The following is a 15073-nucleotide window of genomic DNA, read 5'->3' as shown; positions in this document are numbered from 1 at the left end:
CCTCCAGTCTGCCTGATGCGGGGCCTTTGTCGGCAGGGGCTGCCACACTGGGGGCACCGGTTTCCGCGCGAGGGAGGTGACGGGAGATGAGCGTGGCTCACGATCCGCATGACGGGCCTTGGACGAGAGAAGAGGTGCTGGCTCTGGGGGAGGACCGTGGTGAGCGTCGCGAATTGATGGGGGAAGCACTCCTGATGTCACCGGCTCCGGGAATCATGCACCAGCGGGCGTCGTCCCGGCTGTGGAGTCTGCTCGACTCCGCCGTCCAGGCGGCCGGCGTCTCCGCCGAGGTGCTGGAAGCCGTCAACGTTGTCCTGCCCGACGGGCTCTTCGTCCCCGACCTCGTCGTCGTGGAGGCCGCGGCCGCCGCCGAGAACCCGGTGACGTGCGACGCCGACGCCGTGCTCCTCGTCGTCGAGATCGTCTCGCCGTCGTCCTCCGGCCGCCGCACGGACCGGTTGCTCAAGCCGCCGTACTACGCGGAGGCCGGCATCGAGCACCTGTGGCGCCTCGAACTGGAGCCCGTGCCCGCCCTCGTCGTATCCGAGCTGCGGGACGGTCACTACGTGGAGCGGCTCGTCGCCGAGGCCGGGCGCGAGACGGCCGTGGAGGAGCCGTTCCCGCTGAAGCTCGACCCCGGCGCGCTGGTGGCCCCGCGCCGCTGACGCCCGCCCCGGGGCCGGGACGCCCCCGACACCGTCAACCCCGGGCCGGGCCCGGCCCCGCTCACACCTGGTCGTCCGCCAGTTCCGCCACGCCCGTGATCCGGTGCAGGGGGTACGTGCGGACCTCGTCGGCCGTGTGGTCGTAGCCCGTCACGAAACCGCCCTCCACGCGGACCGGGGCGATCACGCGCTGGCTCGCCGCGCCGTCCGCGTTGACGTAGCCGATCCAGACCGCCGAGCCGGTCATCACGGCGGCCTGGACGGTCGCCAGGGTCTCGGCGGCGGAGGTGCGGGGGAGGGACCCGGCGGGCGCCGGGGCCGCCGGACCCCCGCGCACCGCCGTCGCCGCCCGGTCACCGGCCCGGATCGCCCGCACCGCCGCGCCCAGGAGCGCGTCGTCGGGGGCGGGCGGGCCGTCCGGCACGGGCACGGGGGCCGTCCGGGCGGGCGTGCGGTGGGCGTCGGCGCGGGTCACCAGGACGTCGCCCTCGGCGGACTCGGCCGCCGGGGCGTACCCCATCGACCGCAACCCGTCGAGCAGCGTCGCCGGGTCCGTCCGCGCGGCGAGCACGGTCGGCGCGAGGCGCCGCAGGTCCAGGGCGGCGGAGCGCCGGTCGGCCAGGATCTCGCCCAGCACGGTGTCGTCGTCGCAGCGCACGTACGCGGACGCCGCCCCCACCCGCAGGTGCCCGTGGCGCCGGGCCACGTCGTCCACCAGGTACGCGAGCGGCTGCGGCACCGGCGTGCGGGAGTGCGCGGCGAGGAAGGCGTGCAGGTCGGACGCGGTCTGCCCGGCGTCGAGCGCCCGCCGTACGGAACCGGGGGTGAACCGGTAGACCGTCGCGCCGCCCTTCGACTCCACGTCCGCGAGGACCGCGAGCGCCTCGGCCAGCGGCCGCCGCAGCGGGCCGGGCGCGACGGCCGTCAGGTCGGCCTGGAGCAGGACGTGGTCGACGGCCTCGGGCAGCAGCGGCGCGAGCAGCTCCGCCGCCCGCCCGGCGGCCACCGCCTCCTCGACCCCGCCGCCCGGGTCGGTGGGCGACGCGGCCCCGGCCAGCGGCAGGTTGAGCAGGGCGCGGGCCGGTCCCGCCAGGGCTCCCCGGCCGGTGATCCCGAGGAGTTCGGCCTCGGCGAGCGTCCAGCGCGCGAGCCGGGACCGCAGGTCGCCGGGGAGGCCGGCCTCCGGCCCGGTCGAGGGCCCCCGCGTCCCCGACCGCGCCGCCCCGCCCCGGGACGGGTGCTCCCAGCGGAGCCGGGCGAACAGCGTCTCCGGGTCGGCGGCGGCCCCCGGCGGAAGCGTCGCCAGGAGGTGGAGGACCCGGTGCCGCACCTCGGGCGCGGCCGACCGGTCCAGGTCCGGGCCGAGCGCGGCGAGCGTACGGCCCTTGGCGTCCTGCCCGCCCACCAGCCCCGGTGTGCGGGTCGCGGCGAGCCAGGGCGTGACGAGCCGGGTCCAGCGCTCGGCGGGCGGCAGGTCCAGCCAGTGGTCGTAGGCGGGCGTCGGCGCGTACCGCTCGTCCGCCTCGCCGTCCGACGCGAGCAGCCCCGCCCCGTGGGCGAGCTCCAGCCAGAACGCCGCGGCCTGCTCCGTCACGTCCAGGGCGGTGGCCGTCCGCCGCAGGTCCCGCACCGAGAGGCCGCCCGCCCGCAGCACCTGCGGGCCGCCCCCGTCCCAGGACTTCAGCAGTTCCTCGACGGTCGCGAGCGCCGCGTGCGCCTGTCCGGCGGCCGCGCCGTCCACCGCCTCGGGGCGGTGCTCGCGCAGGACGCGCACCTCGGGCGCCACCGGCTCCGGGGTCCGGTGCGCCCGCCCGCCCCGCAGGTGCAGCGCCACCTCGCGCGGCAGCACCAGCGTCCGCTCCGACACCGGGAGCAGCAGGCCCCGGTCGCGCAGCCAGCGCACCGGGGGAGTCGGGTTCGCCGTCACCTCGCCGTACGGCGGGCCCCACACGAGCCGGTCCAGGACGGCCAGCGCCTCCGGCGACGCCTCGTCGAGGAGCGCGCCCATCCGGTCCCGGTCGGTGAAGAGCCCGGTCAGCGCCGCCACCGCCGACACCGGGTCGTGCGTCGGGGCGAGCCCGGCCGCCGTCAGGATCTCCTGCACCCGGCCCGGCGACATCCCGGCCGTCGCCTCGCCCACCGTGGGCCCGAGCCCGGTCGGCGACGGGTGCTGCGGCGACGGCGCCAGCAGCTCCCGCGCGGTCCGTACGAGCCGCAGCCGGTCGTCCTCGCCCCACACCAGGGCCTGTTCGCGCAGCAGCGCCACCGCGTCCGGCAGCGCCGCCTCGATCACCGGGTCGCCCTCGTCGCCGGTGAGCAGGGCCAGGAGCACGGGGTACGGGGCCGGGTCCGGTGCGACGGCGAGCGCCTCGGCGGTCTGGAGGGCGAACCGGTCGAGCCGCTCCAGGGCCCGCACCACCGACCCCCGCGTCCCGGCCCGGGTCGCCAGCTGCGTCAGGTCGTTCGGTACGGGATTCAGCAGGTCGGGGCGGGCGCGCAGCAGTGCGGCGAGCCCTTCGTCGCCCCGCGCGCGCAGCGCCTCCGCGAGCGTGCGGGGCGCCGTGACGGCACCAGTTCCCTCGGGCACGTGCGCCTCCCGGTCGTGCTCACCGATCCCCATCCGCCCCACGTTAGCCGCTGTTCAGGCGCTAACGTCGGGCCGTACCGGGCGAACCGGCCGTGGAGGGACACCGTGGGGATCGAGAGCGACCGGTTGGTCGACGACTATCTGAGCCGGGTCGGCGACCTGGCACAGCGGCGGCACCTGCCGGCGGGCGACCGCGCGCGGCTGGTGTCGACGCTCCGGAACGAGATCGACCGGCGGCGCGCCACCCGCGGCGAGGAGGACCCGGCGGCGGTGCGCGGCATCCTCGGCGACCTGGGCAGCCCGGACGAGGTGGTGGACCGGGCGGCCCCGGAGCGGGGGAGCGGGGGGAACCCGGCGGCGGCGCGGGGCCCGGAGGACGTACGGGGGCCGGCGCCGGGGCCCCGTACGGGGAAGCCGTCCCGCAGGGGGGAGGGGGGCCGTGGGGGAGGCTCCGGCGGTGCCCCGTCCGGCTCCGGCGCCCGGGGCGGCTCCGGGGCGGGCGGCCCGGCCGGGTCCGGTCCCGGAAGGCCCGGAAGGCCGGGAAGGTCCGGAATCCCGGCACCGCGCCCCGGCGCGTCGGACCCCGGCGGCCCCCTGTTCCCCGGGGGCGTGGGCGGCGCCGCCCTCGACGGGCCGGGGGAGCCCGACTGGTGGCGGGCGGAGGAGGAGGCCGCGGGCGTCCCCGGCTTCGTCGGCGGGGTCGAGCGCCCGGACCTCTTCGGGCCGCCCGAGCCCCCGGAGGACGAGGACGAGGAGGAGGCCGGGGACGAGGCCGGCGACCCGGCCCCGGGGAAGCGCCGCCCGTTCGCCCGGCTGCTCCGCCGGCGCCGGGCCGGGACCCCGGAACCCGCCCCGGCGGCGGAGCCGGTGGCACCGGCCCGCCCCCGCTTCGCCGGCTCCTTCGTGCTGCCGGCCGCGCTCCTGCTCCTCGGGGGCGCCGTCTTCGGCTCGCTCGTCGCCCTGGCCGCGGGCTGGCTCCTCGCCCACGCCTCCCGCCGGCTGACCCCCGGCGAGTCGAAGGCGGCCGTCCTGGTGATCCCCGGCCTCTCCGCCGCGTCCGGGATCGTCTGGCTGTGGGGCCGCGTCGAGGGCCGCTGGGGAGCCCCGGTGGGCGCGGGCGGAGAGGCGATGGGCGCGGCGGTCTCCGAGACCTGGCCGTGGGTCCTGAGGGGCGCGGCGGTCGCCTCGGCCCTGTTCCTGCTGTGGCGCGCCCGCAGACGCTGAGCCCGCCCCCGGGGCGCCCGCCCCGACCCGTACGGGTGGGGACAGCCCGGGGCGCCCGCCCCGACCCATGCGGGTGGGGACAGCCCGGGGCGCCCGCCCCGACCCATGCGGGTGGGGGCAGCCCGGACCCGTACGCCCTGGCCCATACGGGTACGGATGCCCCCGACCCGCCCGGCCCGTACGGACGACCCCGACCCGCTCCGACCCGTACGGGTACGGACGACCCCGACCCGACCCGACCCGTGCGCTCCGGGAACCCCGGCCCGGCGCGCGGTCCCGTCCACCCGACCCGTCCACCCGATCCGTCCGCCCGCTCGCGCACCCGCCGAGAATGGGGACATGACCTCCCCGAACACCGCCCGCACCCCCGGCGGCCCCGACGCGCCCCTCACCGTCGGGTTCGACCTCGATCTGACCCTCCTCGACACCCGGCCCGGCATCAAGGCCACCTACGAGGCGTTCGCGGCCGAGGTCGGCGTCGCGATCGACGCCGACCTCGCCGTGACCCGCCTCGGGCCGCCGCTCGAACACGAGCTGGCGTACTGGTTCCCCCAGGAGCGCGTCCCGGAGATGGCGGCCCGCTACCGGTCGCTCTACCCGCGCCACGCGATCGGGCCCACCGTCCCGATGCCGGGCGCCAGGGACGCGCTCCGGGCCGTCCACGAGACGGACGGCCGGACGCTCGTCGTCACCGCGAAGAACGGCCCGCACGCCGCGCTGCACATGAAGCACCTCGGCATGGAGCCCGACGAGCTCGTCGGCGGCCTGTGGGCCGAGGGCAAGGCGGAGGCCCTGCGCGCCCACGGCGCCCGCGTGTACGTGGGGGACCACACCGGAGACGTCCGGGGCGCCGCGGCGGCGGGCGCCCTCTCGGTGGCCGTGGCGACCGGGCCCTGCTCCGCCGAGGAACTGCGGGAGGCCGGCGCGGACGTGGTCCTGACGGACCTGACGGACTTCCGTGCCTGGTGGGAGGGCTACCGGGCCTGAGCGGGGGTGTCCGCGCCGGCCCTGTCCCGGCGGCGCTGGGCCGCGATCGACCGCATCAGTCCGGCGCCCGCGACGAGGAAACCGACTCCCATCAGCATGGAGACGGTGTACGCGACGGTGGGGAACGGGTCCGTCCCGAGGAACAGCGGGGCCACGGTGACCAGCGTCGCGACCGCGCCGATCGCGAAGAGGATCACACCGGCCTTGACGAGACCGTCACCGGGAACGCTGTCGTCCACCGGCGCGGCGGGGGTTTCACTGCGCATCCGGCCAGGGTAGTTCCCGGGCCGGAGGAACACACCGGCGACGTCTTGTCACCGGCCCCCGGAGCATTAGCCTTGGTGGCGGCGGGTCGGTCGGCCCGCCGTTTGCCATCCCCATCGACGAGGACGAGGACGGACGTGCCTACCGGCAAGGTGAAATGGTTCAACAGCGAGAAGGGCTTCGGCTTCCTCTCCCGCGACGACGGCGGTGACGTCTTCGTCCACTCGTCGGTGCTCCCTGCCGGGACCGAGGCGCTGAAGCCGGGGCAGCGGGTCGAGTTCGGCGTCGTCGCGGGCCAGCGCGGCGACCAGGCGCTGTCCGTCGTGGTCCTCGACCCCACCCCGTCCGTCGCCGCCGCGCAGCGCCGCAAGCCGGACGAACTCGCGTCCATCGTGCAGGACCTGACGACGCTCCTGGAGAACATCACGCCGATGCTGGAGCGGGGCCGCTACCCGGAGAAGACCCAGGGCAAGAAGATCGCCGGGCTGCTGCGGGCGGTCGCGGACCAGCTCGACGTGTAGCCGGATCGGACGCGCGGCCCCGGATCAGGGGAACGACAGCGCGTCCGGGCCGAGGGGTGGTACGAGCCCCTCGGCCGCGGCGCGGGTGAGCAGCCCGCGGACCGCCGCGTACCCGTGCTCGCCGAGGTCGGCGGTGAACTCGTTCACGTAGAGCCCGATGTGCTGGTCCGCCACCTTCGGGTCCATCTCCTGCGCGTGCTCCAGGACGTACGGCCGGGACGCCTCCGGGTCGTCCCAGGCCATCCGCACGGACGCGCGGGCCGCGTCGGCGATCCGCCGGAGGGCGTCCGCGCCGAGCGAGCGGCGGGCGACGATCGCGCCGAGCGGGATCGGGAGCCCGGTCGTGGCCTCCCAGTGCTCGCCCATGTCCGCGAGGCGGTACAGCCCGTACTCCTGGTACGTGAAGCGGGCTTCGTGGATGACGAGCCCCGCGTCCACCCGGCCGTCGCGGACGGCGGGCATGATCTCGTGGAACGGCATCACGACGATCTCGCCGACCCCGCCGGGCACGGCCTCCGCCGCCCACAGCCGGAACAGCAGGTACGCGGTCGACCGCTCGCTCGGCACCGCGACCCGCTTCCCCGCCAGGTCGGCCCCGGTGGCCGCCGACCGGGTCAGGACGAGCGGCCCGCAGCCCCGGCCGAGGGCGCCGCCGCAGGGCAGCAGGGCGTACTCGTCGAGGATCCAGGGCAGCACGGCGTACGACACCTTCAGGACGTCGTGCGCGTCGGTGCCGCTCTCGGCCCAGCCGTTGGTGACGTCGATGTCCGCGAAGGTCACGTCGAGCCGGGGGGCGTCCGGGACGCGGCCGTGGGCCCAGGCGTCGAAGACGAAGGTGTCGTTCGGGCAGGGCGAGTAGGCGATCTTCAGTTTCACGGCGCCTCCACGAAGACGGTGCGGCTGAGGAGCTGGGCGGTGTGCCGGAGCGCCTCCAGGGCGTCTCCGATGCGCCAGGCGGCGCGGTCGCGCGGGCCGACGGCGTTCGACACGGTCCGGAGTTCGACGACGGGCACCCCGTACGCGGCGGCGGCCTCGGCGACCCCGAAGCCCTCCATCGCCTCGGCGGCGGCCCCGGGGTGCCGTTCCGCCAGCTCGGCGGCGCGCCGGGCGGTGCCGGTGACGGTGGAGACGGTGAGGACGGGCGCGACGGCGCACGGCAGGCCCCCGGCGGCCAGGACGCCGGCGATGCGGCCGGTCAGCGCCGCGGGCACGGGGTGCGCGGAGCGCCCGAAGCCGAGCTCCTCGACGGAGAGGTACCCGTCGGGGGTCTCCGCCCCGAGGTCGGCGGCGACGATCGCGGACGAGACGACGACGGAACCGGGCGGGGCCGACGGCTGGAACCCGCCGGCGATCCCGGCGGAGACGACGAGGTCGTACGGGCGGTCGCGACCACCGGCCGCCGGGTCCGTGAGCGAGGCGTGGGCCAGGGCCGTTCCCGTCGCGGCGGCGACGGCCGCGGGGCCGACCCCGCCGACGAGGACGTCGACGCGCGCGCCGGTCCCGTCCGCGTGACGGCGCAGGACGAGGCCCCCCGGCAGCGGAACGGGCCGCGGGGCGGCGGATCCGAGGCCGGCGGTGACGGAGTCCGCCTCCGCCGCCACGGCCGTCACGATCAGAATCCGGTGGACCACCGGCGGATCAGGAGTCCTTCTTCAGCTGGAAGTGCCAGACGCCGGTGAGCTTCTTGCCGGTGTTCTCGACGATGGTCACCTGGGCGTTGTCGGTGGACTCGCCGGTCTGGCTGGTGAAGAAGGCGCTGGCCGGGATGGTCCGGTACGTCTTCTTGTAGGGCTCGGGCTCGGCCTGCTGGCCGCCGAGGAAGATCGTCCAGCCGTGGTCCGCGACCTCCGGGTCCACGCCGAAGCGGATCTTGTCGTCCATCGCCACGGCGATGGACTTGTCGGCCTTCTTGTTGAGGCACTGCTGGATCTGCGACTCCTTGAGGGCGTCGCCGTTGTTGTAGCAGGCGGCCTCGGAGTGGACCGAGTCGGTCCCGACCGTCAGGGTCGCGAGCGGAGTCGGCTTGTCGCAGGCGGAGAGGACGAGGAGCCCGGCGGAGACGGCCCCGAGGGCGACGGCGGCCCGGCGGCGCGAGCCGGAGAAGAACGCAACGGTCATGAGCCGAAGGCTATCGGGCCGCCGCTTCCGTGCCACGCGGGGGTACGGCGTGCCGCCTTCCGGCGGGCGACGGGCTGGGCCATCCGTACCCCCGGGACCGTGCCCGGAGGCCCGGGGAGACCGTGTCCGGAGCACCGGAGGGCCCTTGCCCGGAGTTCCCGGGGGCCTGGAGGCAGGCCCCTGCCGCCGGTCCGCCGGTCCGTACCGCCGGGCTATGCCACCCGGGTCTTCGGGCGCTTCTCGGGGTTCGGCCGCCGACGGGCCTCCGTGAGGAGGCCGCGGACGGCGAGGAGGGCGCCCAGGGCCAGGATCGCGGCCGCCACGGACATGCCGAGGGTGCCGTTCAGGGGGAGCGCGATGCCGATCGCGCCGCCCACCACCCATGCCATCTGGAGGGCCGTCTCGGAGCGCGCGAACGCCGAGGTCCGCACCGCTTCGGGCACGTCCCGCTGGATCAGCGCGTCCAGGGACAGCTTGGACAGGGCCTGGGTGGTGCCCGCGACCGCGCCCAGGACGGCGACCATCACGCCGCCGAAGAAGACCGCCGTGCAGATCGCGGTGCCGAGCACCACGCTGATCATCGTGGCGATGATCACCTCGGGGCCGTGGCCCCGGTCCCGGAGCAGCGAGCCGGCCGCCGTGCCGCACGCGTTGCCCACGCCGGCCGCCACGCCCACGATGCCGAGGGAGACGGCGGCGCTCTGTCCCGAGAGCGGGTGCTCGCGCAGCAGGAACGCCAGGAAGAAGATGAGGAAGCCCGACAGCATGCGCTGGGCCGCGTTCGCCGCCAGGCCGTGCAGGACGGACGGCCCGACCGTCCGCAGGCCCGGCTTCCGCGCGCCGCGCGTCCTGCCGCGCCCCCCGCCGGACGCGCGACCGCGGGCGCGGGGCTCGTCCGGGGGCTCGTCGTGCGCCAGCAGATGGGCCCGCCGCTCGCCCTTCGCGGAGTCCACCTTGGGCGGCATGCGCAGCGCCCAGAACACCCCGAGCAGGAACAGCGCGCACGCCCCGTACAGCGGCCAGCCCGGCCCGATCGTCTGGAGCCCCGCCCCGACGGGCGCGGCGATCCCGGTGGCCAGGAGCCCGGCCAGGGTGACTCGGGAGTTCGCCTTCACGAGCGAGAAGTCCGGTGGCAGCAGCCGGGGCACGACCGCGCTGCGCACCACCCCGTACGCCTTCGAGGCCACGAGCACGCCGAGCGCGGCCGGGTACAGCTCGATGCCGCCGGTGGCGACCGCCCCGGACATCATGATCGCCAGGACCGCACGGGTCCCCATCGCGCCCGCCATCGCCGCCCGCCTGCCGTGCGGGATGCGGTCCAGGAGCGGACCGATCACGGGGGCGAGCAGGGTGAACGGGGCCATGGTGATGGCGAGGTAGAGGGCGACGCGGCCGCGCGCCTCGTCGGTCGGCACGGAGAAGAAGACGGTGGAGGCGAGGGCGACGGTGATCATGACGTCCCCGGCGCCGTTCACGGCGTGCAGCTCGATCAGCTTGCCGAGCCCCGACTCGCCCGCCCCGTGCGCGTGGGTGGCCTTCCGGATGCCCCTCGCGGTGCCGGTGAACGGCAGGTGCAGGGCACGGCCGACCGCCCGGCCCGCTCTCCGGAGCGGCCCGGCGTGATCCTCGGATCGTACGGGGGACCGTGCGGCTGCCACCCCGTCATAGTGCCCCAAGGCCGGGATGTGAATCGTGGCGTGACGCGGAAGACGATCAGGGACGTCCGCGGCCCGGCCCGTACGGGCAGGTCCCGGAGGGGTGCCGGCGCACGGCCCGGGCGACCGCCCGCCCCGGGCGTGTCGCCCGCCGGGAGGGCGGCGGGTCCGGGGCCGGGATCGGGATCGGAGTCCGGGTCCGGGGCCGGGATCGGGATCGGAGTCCGGGTCCGGAGCCGGGATCGGGATCGGAGTCCGGGTCCGGGGCGGGTTCGGGTTCGGGTTCGGGTCGGGTTCGGGTCCGGTTCGGGTCCGATCCGGGTTCGGTTCGGAGTCCGGGTTCGGCTCCGGGACGGATGCCGGAGCGGGCCCGCGGGCGCGTCCCCGGAGCCGGTGGGCGGGCCTCTTGGGACCGGCAGGTGGGCGGAGGGGCGCGGACGGGGTAGCGTGCGTAGCGCGTCACCGGCGGAAGCTCTCGGCCGCGCGCCTCTTCGGCATCCCGCAGAATGGATGACGGTAGGTGTGCCCGAGACGCGCGAGACACGTCGGGCGCGGACGTCGATGCGGCCCCCCGGTCCGCTCCGCCCGCCGCCCGTTGCTTCGCTCCCGCCTCCCGGCCGGCGCACCTGTGAGACGGCGTAGGAGAGAAGCGATACCTGTGAGTGCTGCGACGACGCGAAGCGGTACCCCGCGTGCCCCGCGAGCCACGCGTACCCCCGACCGCCTGTGCGCCGAGGCGGTGGACCTCGCGCGGGAGGCCGCCGAGGAGGCGGCCGCCCCGGGGATCGTGGGCGCGCACGTCGAGGTCGTCGCGGAGGGCGACCGCGTCGTCACGCACTTCTTCGAGTCCAAGGAGCCCGGCTACCGGGGCTGGCGCTGGGCGGTGACCGTCACGCGGGCCTCCCGCGCCAAGAACGTCACGCTCGACGAAACCGTCCTGCTGCCCGGCCCCGACTCCCTCCTCGCCCCCGAGTGGGTGCCGTGGAGCGAGCGGCTGCGCCCCGGCGACATGGGCCCGGGGGACCTGCTGCCGACCGAGCAGGACGACCCGCGCCTCGAACCGGGGTACACGGGCGAGGACGTGCCGCCGCCGAACTCCGCCGTCTCGGAGGAGCTGGCGGACCACCTCGACGTCGAGGACGCCGAGATCGTGGCCCGCATCCCCTCGCGGGGCTCGATCGCCTCGGTCGCGGAGGAGCTGGGCCTGCGGCGGGCCCGGGTCCTCTCCCGCTACGGCCTGCGCACGGCCGCGGACCGCTGGGACGACGCCTTCGGCGCCCAGACGCCCATGGCGCAGGCGGCCCCGGCGACCTGCGCGTCCTGCGCCTTCCTGATGCCGCTCTCCGGCTCCCTGAAGCAGGCGTTCGGCGTGTGCGCCAACGAGTTCTCCCCGGCGGACGGCCGGGTCGTCTCCCTCGCGTACGGCTGCGGGGGGCACTCGGAGGCCGCCGTCATGCCGAAGCCGCCCCGCCCCGCGCTCCCGGTCTTCGACTCGACGGCCGTCGACGCCTTCCCCCTCCGCCCGGCCGGGGACTCCGGCTCGACGACGGAACCGGACGCGGCGTCGGAGGACCTGGGGCACTCCTAGGGCACTCCTAGGGCACTCCTGGGGCAGTCCTGGCGCACCCCTGGGACACCCGTGGGGCACACCCTGGGCGCGTCCCGGGGTCACCCGGACGCCGGTCGCGTGCCGCCCCGCGCGGGCGGGCCCCGGGGGCACGGGGAGGCCGTTCGCGCTCCGTCGGCCGGGGGTCTCCGGGCGCGGTACCTTCGGGCCCCGGGGTCACCGGCCCCGGGACGTGACGCCGCCGCGCGGTGCCACGCCGCGGCAACCGCCCCGCGCGGAACCGCTCCCCGCAGAACCGCCCTCAGAACCGCAGAGTGGAGTCAGACGTGAGCGTCAGCGTCCGGACGACGACCGACGGAACCGACCCCTTCGGCACCGCACGGCTGCGGCGCGGGGTGCTCGACGCCTGGGGCGCCTCCCCCGCCCGCTTCCGCGAGGACGCCAACGCCGAGGAGGACCTCGCCCTCGGCGGCTACCGCGACCGGCTCGTGGTCGAGCTGGCCCAGAACGCCGCCGACGCCGCCCGCCGCGCCGGCGTCACCGGCCGCCTCCGCCTGACCCTGCACCCGGCGGACCGCGAGGGCCCCGCCGTCCTGGCCGCCGCCAACACCGGCGCCCCGCTGGACGCCGCCGGCGCCGAGTCGCTGTCCACCCTCCGCGCCTCCGCCAAGCGCGAGCAGGGCGGCGGCCCGCAGGGACCGGGCGCGGTCGGCCGGTTCGGCGTCGGTTTCGCCGCCGTCCTCGCCGTCACCGACGAGCCCGCCGTCCTGAGCCGCCACGGGGGCGTCCGCTGGTCCCTCGCGGAGGCCCGCGACCTGGCCGCCGAGGCCGCCCGGTACAGCCCGGGCCTCGGCGACGAGCTGCGCCGCCGCGACGGCCACGTCCCCCTCCTGCGCCTCCCGCTGCCCGCCGAGGGCACCGCACCCGAGGGCTACGACACCGTCGTGGTCCTGCCGCTGCGCGACGCCGCCGCCCGGGACCTCACCGAACGGCTCCTCTCCTCGGTCGACGACGCCCTGCTCCTCACCCTGCCCGGCCTGGCCGAGGTCGTGGTCGAGACGCCCGAGGGGGTACGGACCCTCCGCCGCTCCGAGGAGGGCGGCCACGTCCGCGTCGAGGACAGCGCCACCGGCTCCCACCGCTGGCGAACCGTCACCCACGGCGGCCCGATCGACCCCGCGCTCCTGAAGGACCGTCCGGTCGAGGAGCGCCTCCGCCCCCACTGGTCCGTCACCTGGGCCGTGCCCGTGGACGACGCGGGCGCCCCGCGCTACCCGCGCACCACCCCCGTCGTGCACGCCCCCACCCCCACGGACGAGCCCCTGGGGATCCCCGCCCTCCTCATCGCGACCCTGCCGCTCGACACCGCCCGCCGCCACCCGGCGCCCGGTCCGCTCACCGACTTCCTGGTGGGGCGGGCGGCCGACGCGTACGCGGAACTCCTCGCCGACTGGCGGCCGGTGACGCCCTCCGCGCTCGACCTCGTCCCCGGGCCGCTCGGCAAGGGCCCGCTCGACGGGGCGCTGCGCGAGGCGATCCTCGACCGGCTGCCGCGCGTCGCGTTCCTGGCGCCCGCCGTCCCCACCGAGGAGCTGCCCGCGCTCCGTCCCGTCGAGGCGGAGGTCGTGGAGGGCGCGGGCGCGGACACCGTGAACGTGCTCGCGGAGGTCTTCCCGACGCTCCTCCCGGCGGGCCTGGAGCGCCGGCCGGAGCTGCGCACGCTCGGCGTCGGCCGCGTGCCCCTGACCGAGGCGATCGACCGCCTGGCCGGGGTGGACCGGGACCCCTCCTGGTGGTGGCGGCTCTACGACTCGCTGGCCGGGGTGGACCCGGACCGGCTGACGGGGCTCCCGGTGCCGTTGACGGAGGAGGTCGAGGGCGCCCGGGGCCGTACGGCGATCGGCCCCCGCCAGGTCCTCCTCCCGCAGGAGGAGACCCCCGCCGAACTGGCCCGGCTCGGCCTGAAGGTGGCCCACCCGGAGGCGGCCCACCCGCTCCTGGAGAAGCTGGGCGCCCTGCCCGCCACGCCCCGGGCGATCCTGCGGACCCACCAGGTGCGGCTCGCGGTCGCGGCCTCCCTGGACGTGGGCGACATCTGGGACGAGGACGTGAACGCCCTGGACGCCGAGGAGCTGGCCGAGACGGTCCTCGGCCTGGTCAGGGACGCGGGCCTCGAACCGGGCGAGGAGCCGTGGCTGGGCGCGCTCGCCCTCCCCGACGAGGACGGCGAACTCTCCCCCGCGGGCGAACTCGTCATGCCCGGGTCGCCCTTCGCCGCCGTCATGCGGGAGGGTGAACTCGCCTTCGTCGACGCCGACCTCGCCGCTCGTTGGGGTGAACGTCCGCTCGCCGCCTGCGGGGTGCTCGCCACGTTCGGGTTGGTCCGTACGAGTGATCTCGTCCTCGACCCGGACGAGGTCGAGCCCCGCGACGGCGACTACCCCGAGCCGGACGACGCCGGACTCCTCGACGCGATCGACGTGTGGTGCGAGGACGTCCTCGACCGGCTGCCGCCGTCGCCGGTGCCGCCGGTGGCGACGGAGATCGTGGCCGTGCGGGACCTGGACCTGGTGGACGACGACGCCTGGCCCCGGGCGCTCGCCCTGCTGGCCGTCCCGCCCCTGAGGGACGCCCTGATCCAGCCCGTACGGGTTCTCCTCCCGGACGGCACCACCGAGACGGTCCGCTCGTACACGGCCTGGTGGCTCCGGGACCACCCCGTACTGGACGGCCGCCGTCCGGCCGGACTGCGCGCGGCGGGCACCGACCCCCTCCTGATCGGCCTGTACGACCCCGCCGACGCGACCGGCTTCGAGGACGAGCAGGTCCTGCGCGCCCTCGGCGTCCGCACCTCGGTCGCGGCGCTCCTGGACGAGCCGGGCGGCGCGGCGGAGCTGCTGGCCCGGCTGGCCGACCCGGACCGCGAGGTGACGGCCGACCGGCTCCACGCCCTCTACACGGCCCTCGCGGACCTGGACCCGGAGCAGGTGACCCTCCCGGAGGAGCTGCGGGCGGTCGTGGACGGCACCCCGACGGTGGTGGACGCGGCGGAGGCCGTGGTGGCGGACGCCCCCGACCTCCTCCCGCTGACGGCGGGCCTGCCCCTCCTCCCCGTGTCCCCGTCCCGCGCGGCGGACCTGGCGGAGCTGCTCCAGGTGCGGCGCCTGAGCGAGACGGTGGAGGCGGAGGTCACGACGGCCGGCGAGGAGCACGAGGTCCCGGTCGCCGTGGCCGCCCTCCTCGGCCCCTCGGCCCCGGCCACGTACGTCGAGCACGAGGAGCTGCGCGCGGGCGGCGTCGAACTCGACTGGCGCCGCACCCCCGACGGCACCGTCCACGCCGCGACCCTGGAGGGCGTGGCCGCCGGCCTGGCCTGGGCCGCCGGCCAGTGGCCCCGCCGCTTCGAGGTCGCGGCCCTCCTGGAGGACCCGACCCGCACGGTGGAGCTGGCGCGGGACCGCTGGTTCGACTGACGCCCCCCGGTG

At 76.9% G+C, this 15073-nt stretch carries 12 protein-coding genes; 6 read left to right on the top strand and 6 right to left on the bottom strand.

What is annotated here, in order from left to right:
• The first annotated feature begins 86 nt into the window (after positions 1–86).
• A complete protein-coding gene (locus tag ACZ6AQ_RS05170; protein WP_468757612.1) occupies positions 87–665 on the top strand; it encodes a Uma2 family endonuclease in 579 nt (192 codons plus the stop codon).
• A 61-nt stretch (positions 666–726) separates the two neighbouring features.
• Here ACZ6AQ_RS05170 and ACZ6AQ_RS05165 read toward each other — a convergent pair whose 3' ends face one another.
• Positions 727–3285, bottom strand: coding sequence for a helicase-associated domain-containing protein (locus tag ACZ6AQ_RS05165; RefSeq protein ID WP_468757610.1), 2559 nt, complete (start codon positions 3283–3285; stop codon positions 727–729).
• 72 nt (positions 3286–3357) lie between these two features.
• On the opposite strand from ACZ6AQ_RS05165, the gene ACZ6AQ_RS05160 reads away from it, so the two are divergent.
• Complete coding sequence (locus tag ACZ6AQ_RS05160) at positions 3358–4476, top strand: hypothetical protein (RefSeq protein ID WP_468757608.1); 1119 nt, start codon at positions 3358–3360, stop codon at positions 4474–4476.
• Positions 4477–4815: 339 nt separating this feature from the next.
• A complete protein-coding gene (locus tag ACZ6AQ_RS05155; RefSeq protein ID WP_468757606.1) occupies positions 4816–5463 on the top strand; it encodes an HAD family hydrolase in 648 nt (215 codons plus the stop codon).
• Here ACZ6AQ_RS05155 and ACZ6AQ_RS05150 read toward each other — a convergent pair.
• Positions 5451–5729, bottom strand: a complete 279-nt coding sequence (locus ACZ6AQ_RS05150; protein ID WP_468757604.1) for a hypothetical protein — start codon at positions 5727–5729, stop codon at positions 5451–5453. The genes ACZ6AQ_RS05155 and ACZ6AQ_RS05150 overlap by 13 nt on opposite strands.
• Before the next feature lie 135 nt (positions 5730–5864).
• Here ACZ6AQ_RS05150 and ACZ6AQ_RS05145 point away from each other — a divergent pair, with 135 nt between their 5' ends.
• Positions 5865–6248 carry a cold-shock protein gene (locus tag ACZ6AQ_RS05145; protein ID WP_468757602.1) on the top strand — a complete coding sequence of 128 codons (384 nt, stop codon included), beginning with the start codon at positions 5865–5867 and terminating at the stop codon, positions 6246–6248.
• Positions 6249–6272: 24 nt separating this feature from the next.
• On the opposite strand, the gene ACZ6AQ_RS05140 is transcribed toward ACZ6AQ_RS05145, so the two are convergent.
• From ACZ6AQ_RS05140 to ACZ6AQ_RS05125, 4 genes are all read right to left on the bottom strand, one after another.
• Positions 6273–7124, bottom strand: coding sequence for a 1,4-dihydroxy-6-naphthoate synthase (locus ACZ6AQ_RS05140; RefSeq protein WP_388688503.1), 852 nt, complete (start codon positions 7122–7124; stop codon positions 6273–6275).
• The gene (locus ACZ6AQ_RS05135) at positions 7121–7879 is read right to left on the bottom strand and encodes a futalosine hydrolase (protein ID WP_468757600.1); all 759 of its coding nucleotides are present in this window, start codon (positions 7877–7879) and stop codon (positions 7121–7123) included. Before ACZ6AQ_RS05135 ends, ACZ6AQ_RS05140 begins: the two co-directional genes overlap by 4 nt.
• Before the next feature lie 7 nt (positions 7880–7886).
• Positions 7887–8366, bottom strand: a complete 480-nt coding sequence (locus ACZ6AQ_RS05130; protein ID WP_468757598.1) for a DUF2771 domain-containing protein — start codon at positions 8364–8366, stop codon at positions 7887–7889.
• 212 nt (positions 8367–8578) lie between these two features.
• A complete protein-coding gene (locus tag ACZ6AQ_RS05125) occupies positions 8579–10024 on the bottom strand; it encodes an MFS transporter (protein ID WP_468757596.1) in 1446 nt (481 codons plus the stop codon).
• Positions 10025–10679: 655 nt separating this feature from the next.
• On the opposite strand from ACZ6AQ_RS05125, the gene ACZ6AQ_RS05120 reads away from it, so the two are divergent.
• Both ACZ6AQ_RS05120 and ACZ6AQ_RS05115 read left to right on the top strand, forming a co-directional pair.
• Positions 10680–11609, top strand: a complete 930-nt coding sequence (locus tag ACZ6AQ_RS05120) for a DUF3027 domain-containing protein (RefSeq protein WP_468757595.1) — start codon at positions 10680–10682, stop codon at positions 11607–11609.
• A gap of 293 nt (positions 11610–11902) precedes the next feature.
• Entirely contained in the window at positions 11903–15061 is a 3159-nt protein-coding gene (locus tag ACZ6AQ_RS05115) for a sacsin N-terminal ATP-binding-like domain-containing protein (RefSeq protein WP_468757593.1), read from the top strand.
• The last annotated feature ends 12 nt before the right edge of the window (positions 15062–15073 follow it).

The sequence above is a fragment of the Streptomyces sp. NPDC041191 genome, from assembly GCF_055591945.1.
Note: the sequence above shows the minus strand (reverse complement) of the source record. Positions and strands in the feature narration are given on the sequence as shown.

Coding starts and splice junctions, on each gene's coding strand:
- ACZ6AQ_RS05170 (WP_468757612.1), top strand. CDS start 87: ATGAGCGTGGCTCACGATCCGCATGACGGGCCTTGGACGAGAGAAGAG.
- ACZ6AQ_RS05165 (WP_468757610.1), bottom strand. CDS start 3,285: ATGGGGATCGGTGAGCACGACCGGGAGGCGCACGTGCCCGAGGGAACT.
- ACZ6AQ_RS05155 (WP_468757606.1), top strand. CDS start 4,816: ATGACCTCCCCGAACACCGCCCGCACCCCCGGCGGCCCCGACGCGCCC.
- ACZ6AQ_RS05150 (WP_468757604.1), bottom strand. CDS start 5,729: ATGCGCAGTGAAACCCCCGCCGCGCCGGTGGACGACAGCGTTCCCGGT.
- ACZ6AQ_RS05130 (WP_468757598.1), bottom strand. CDS start 8,366: ATGACCGTTGCGTTCTTCTCCGGCTCGCGCCGCCGGGCCGCCGTCGCC.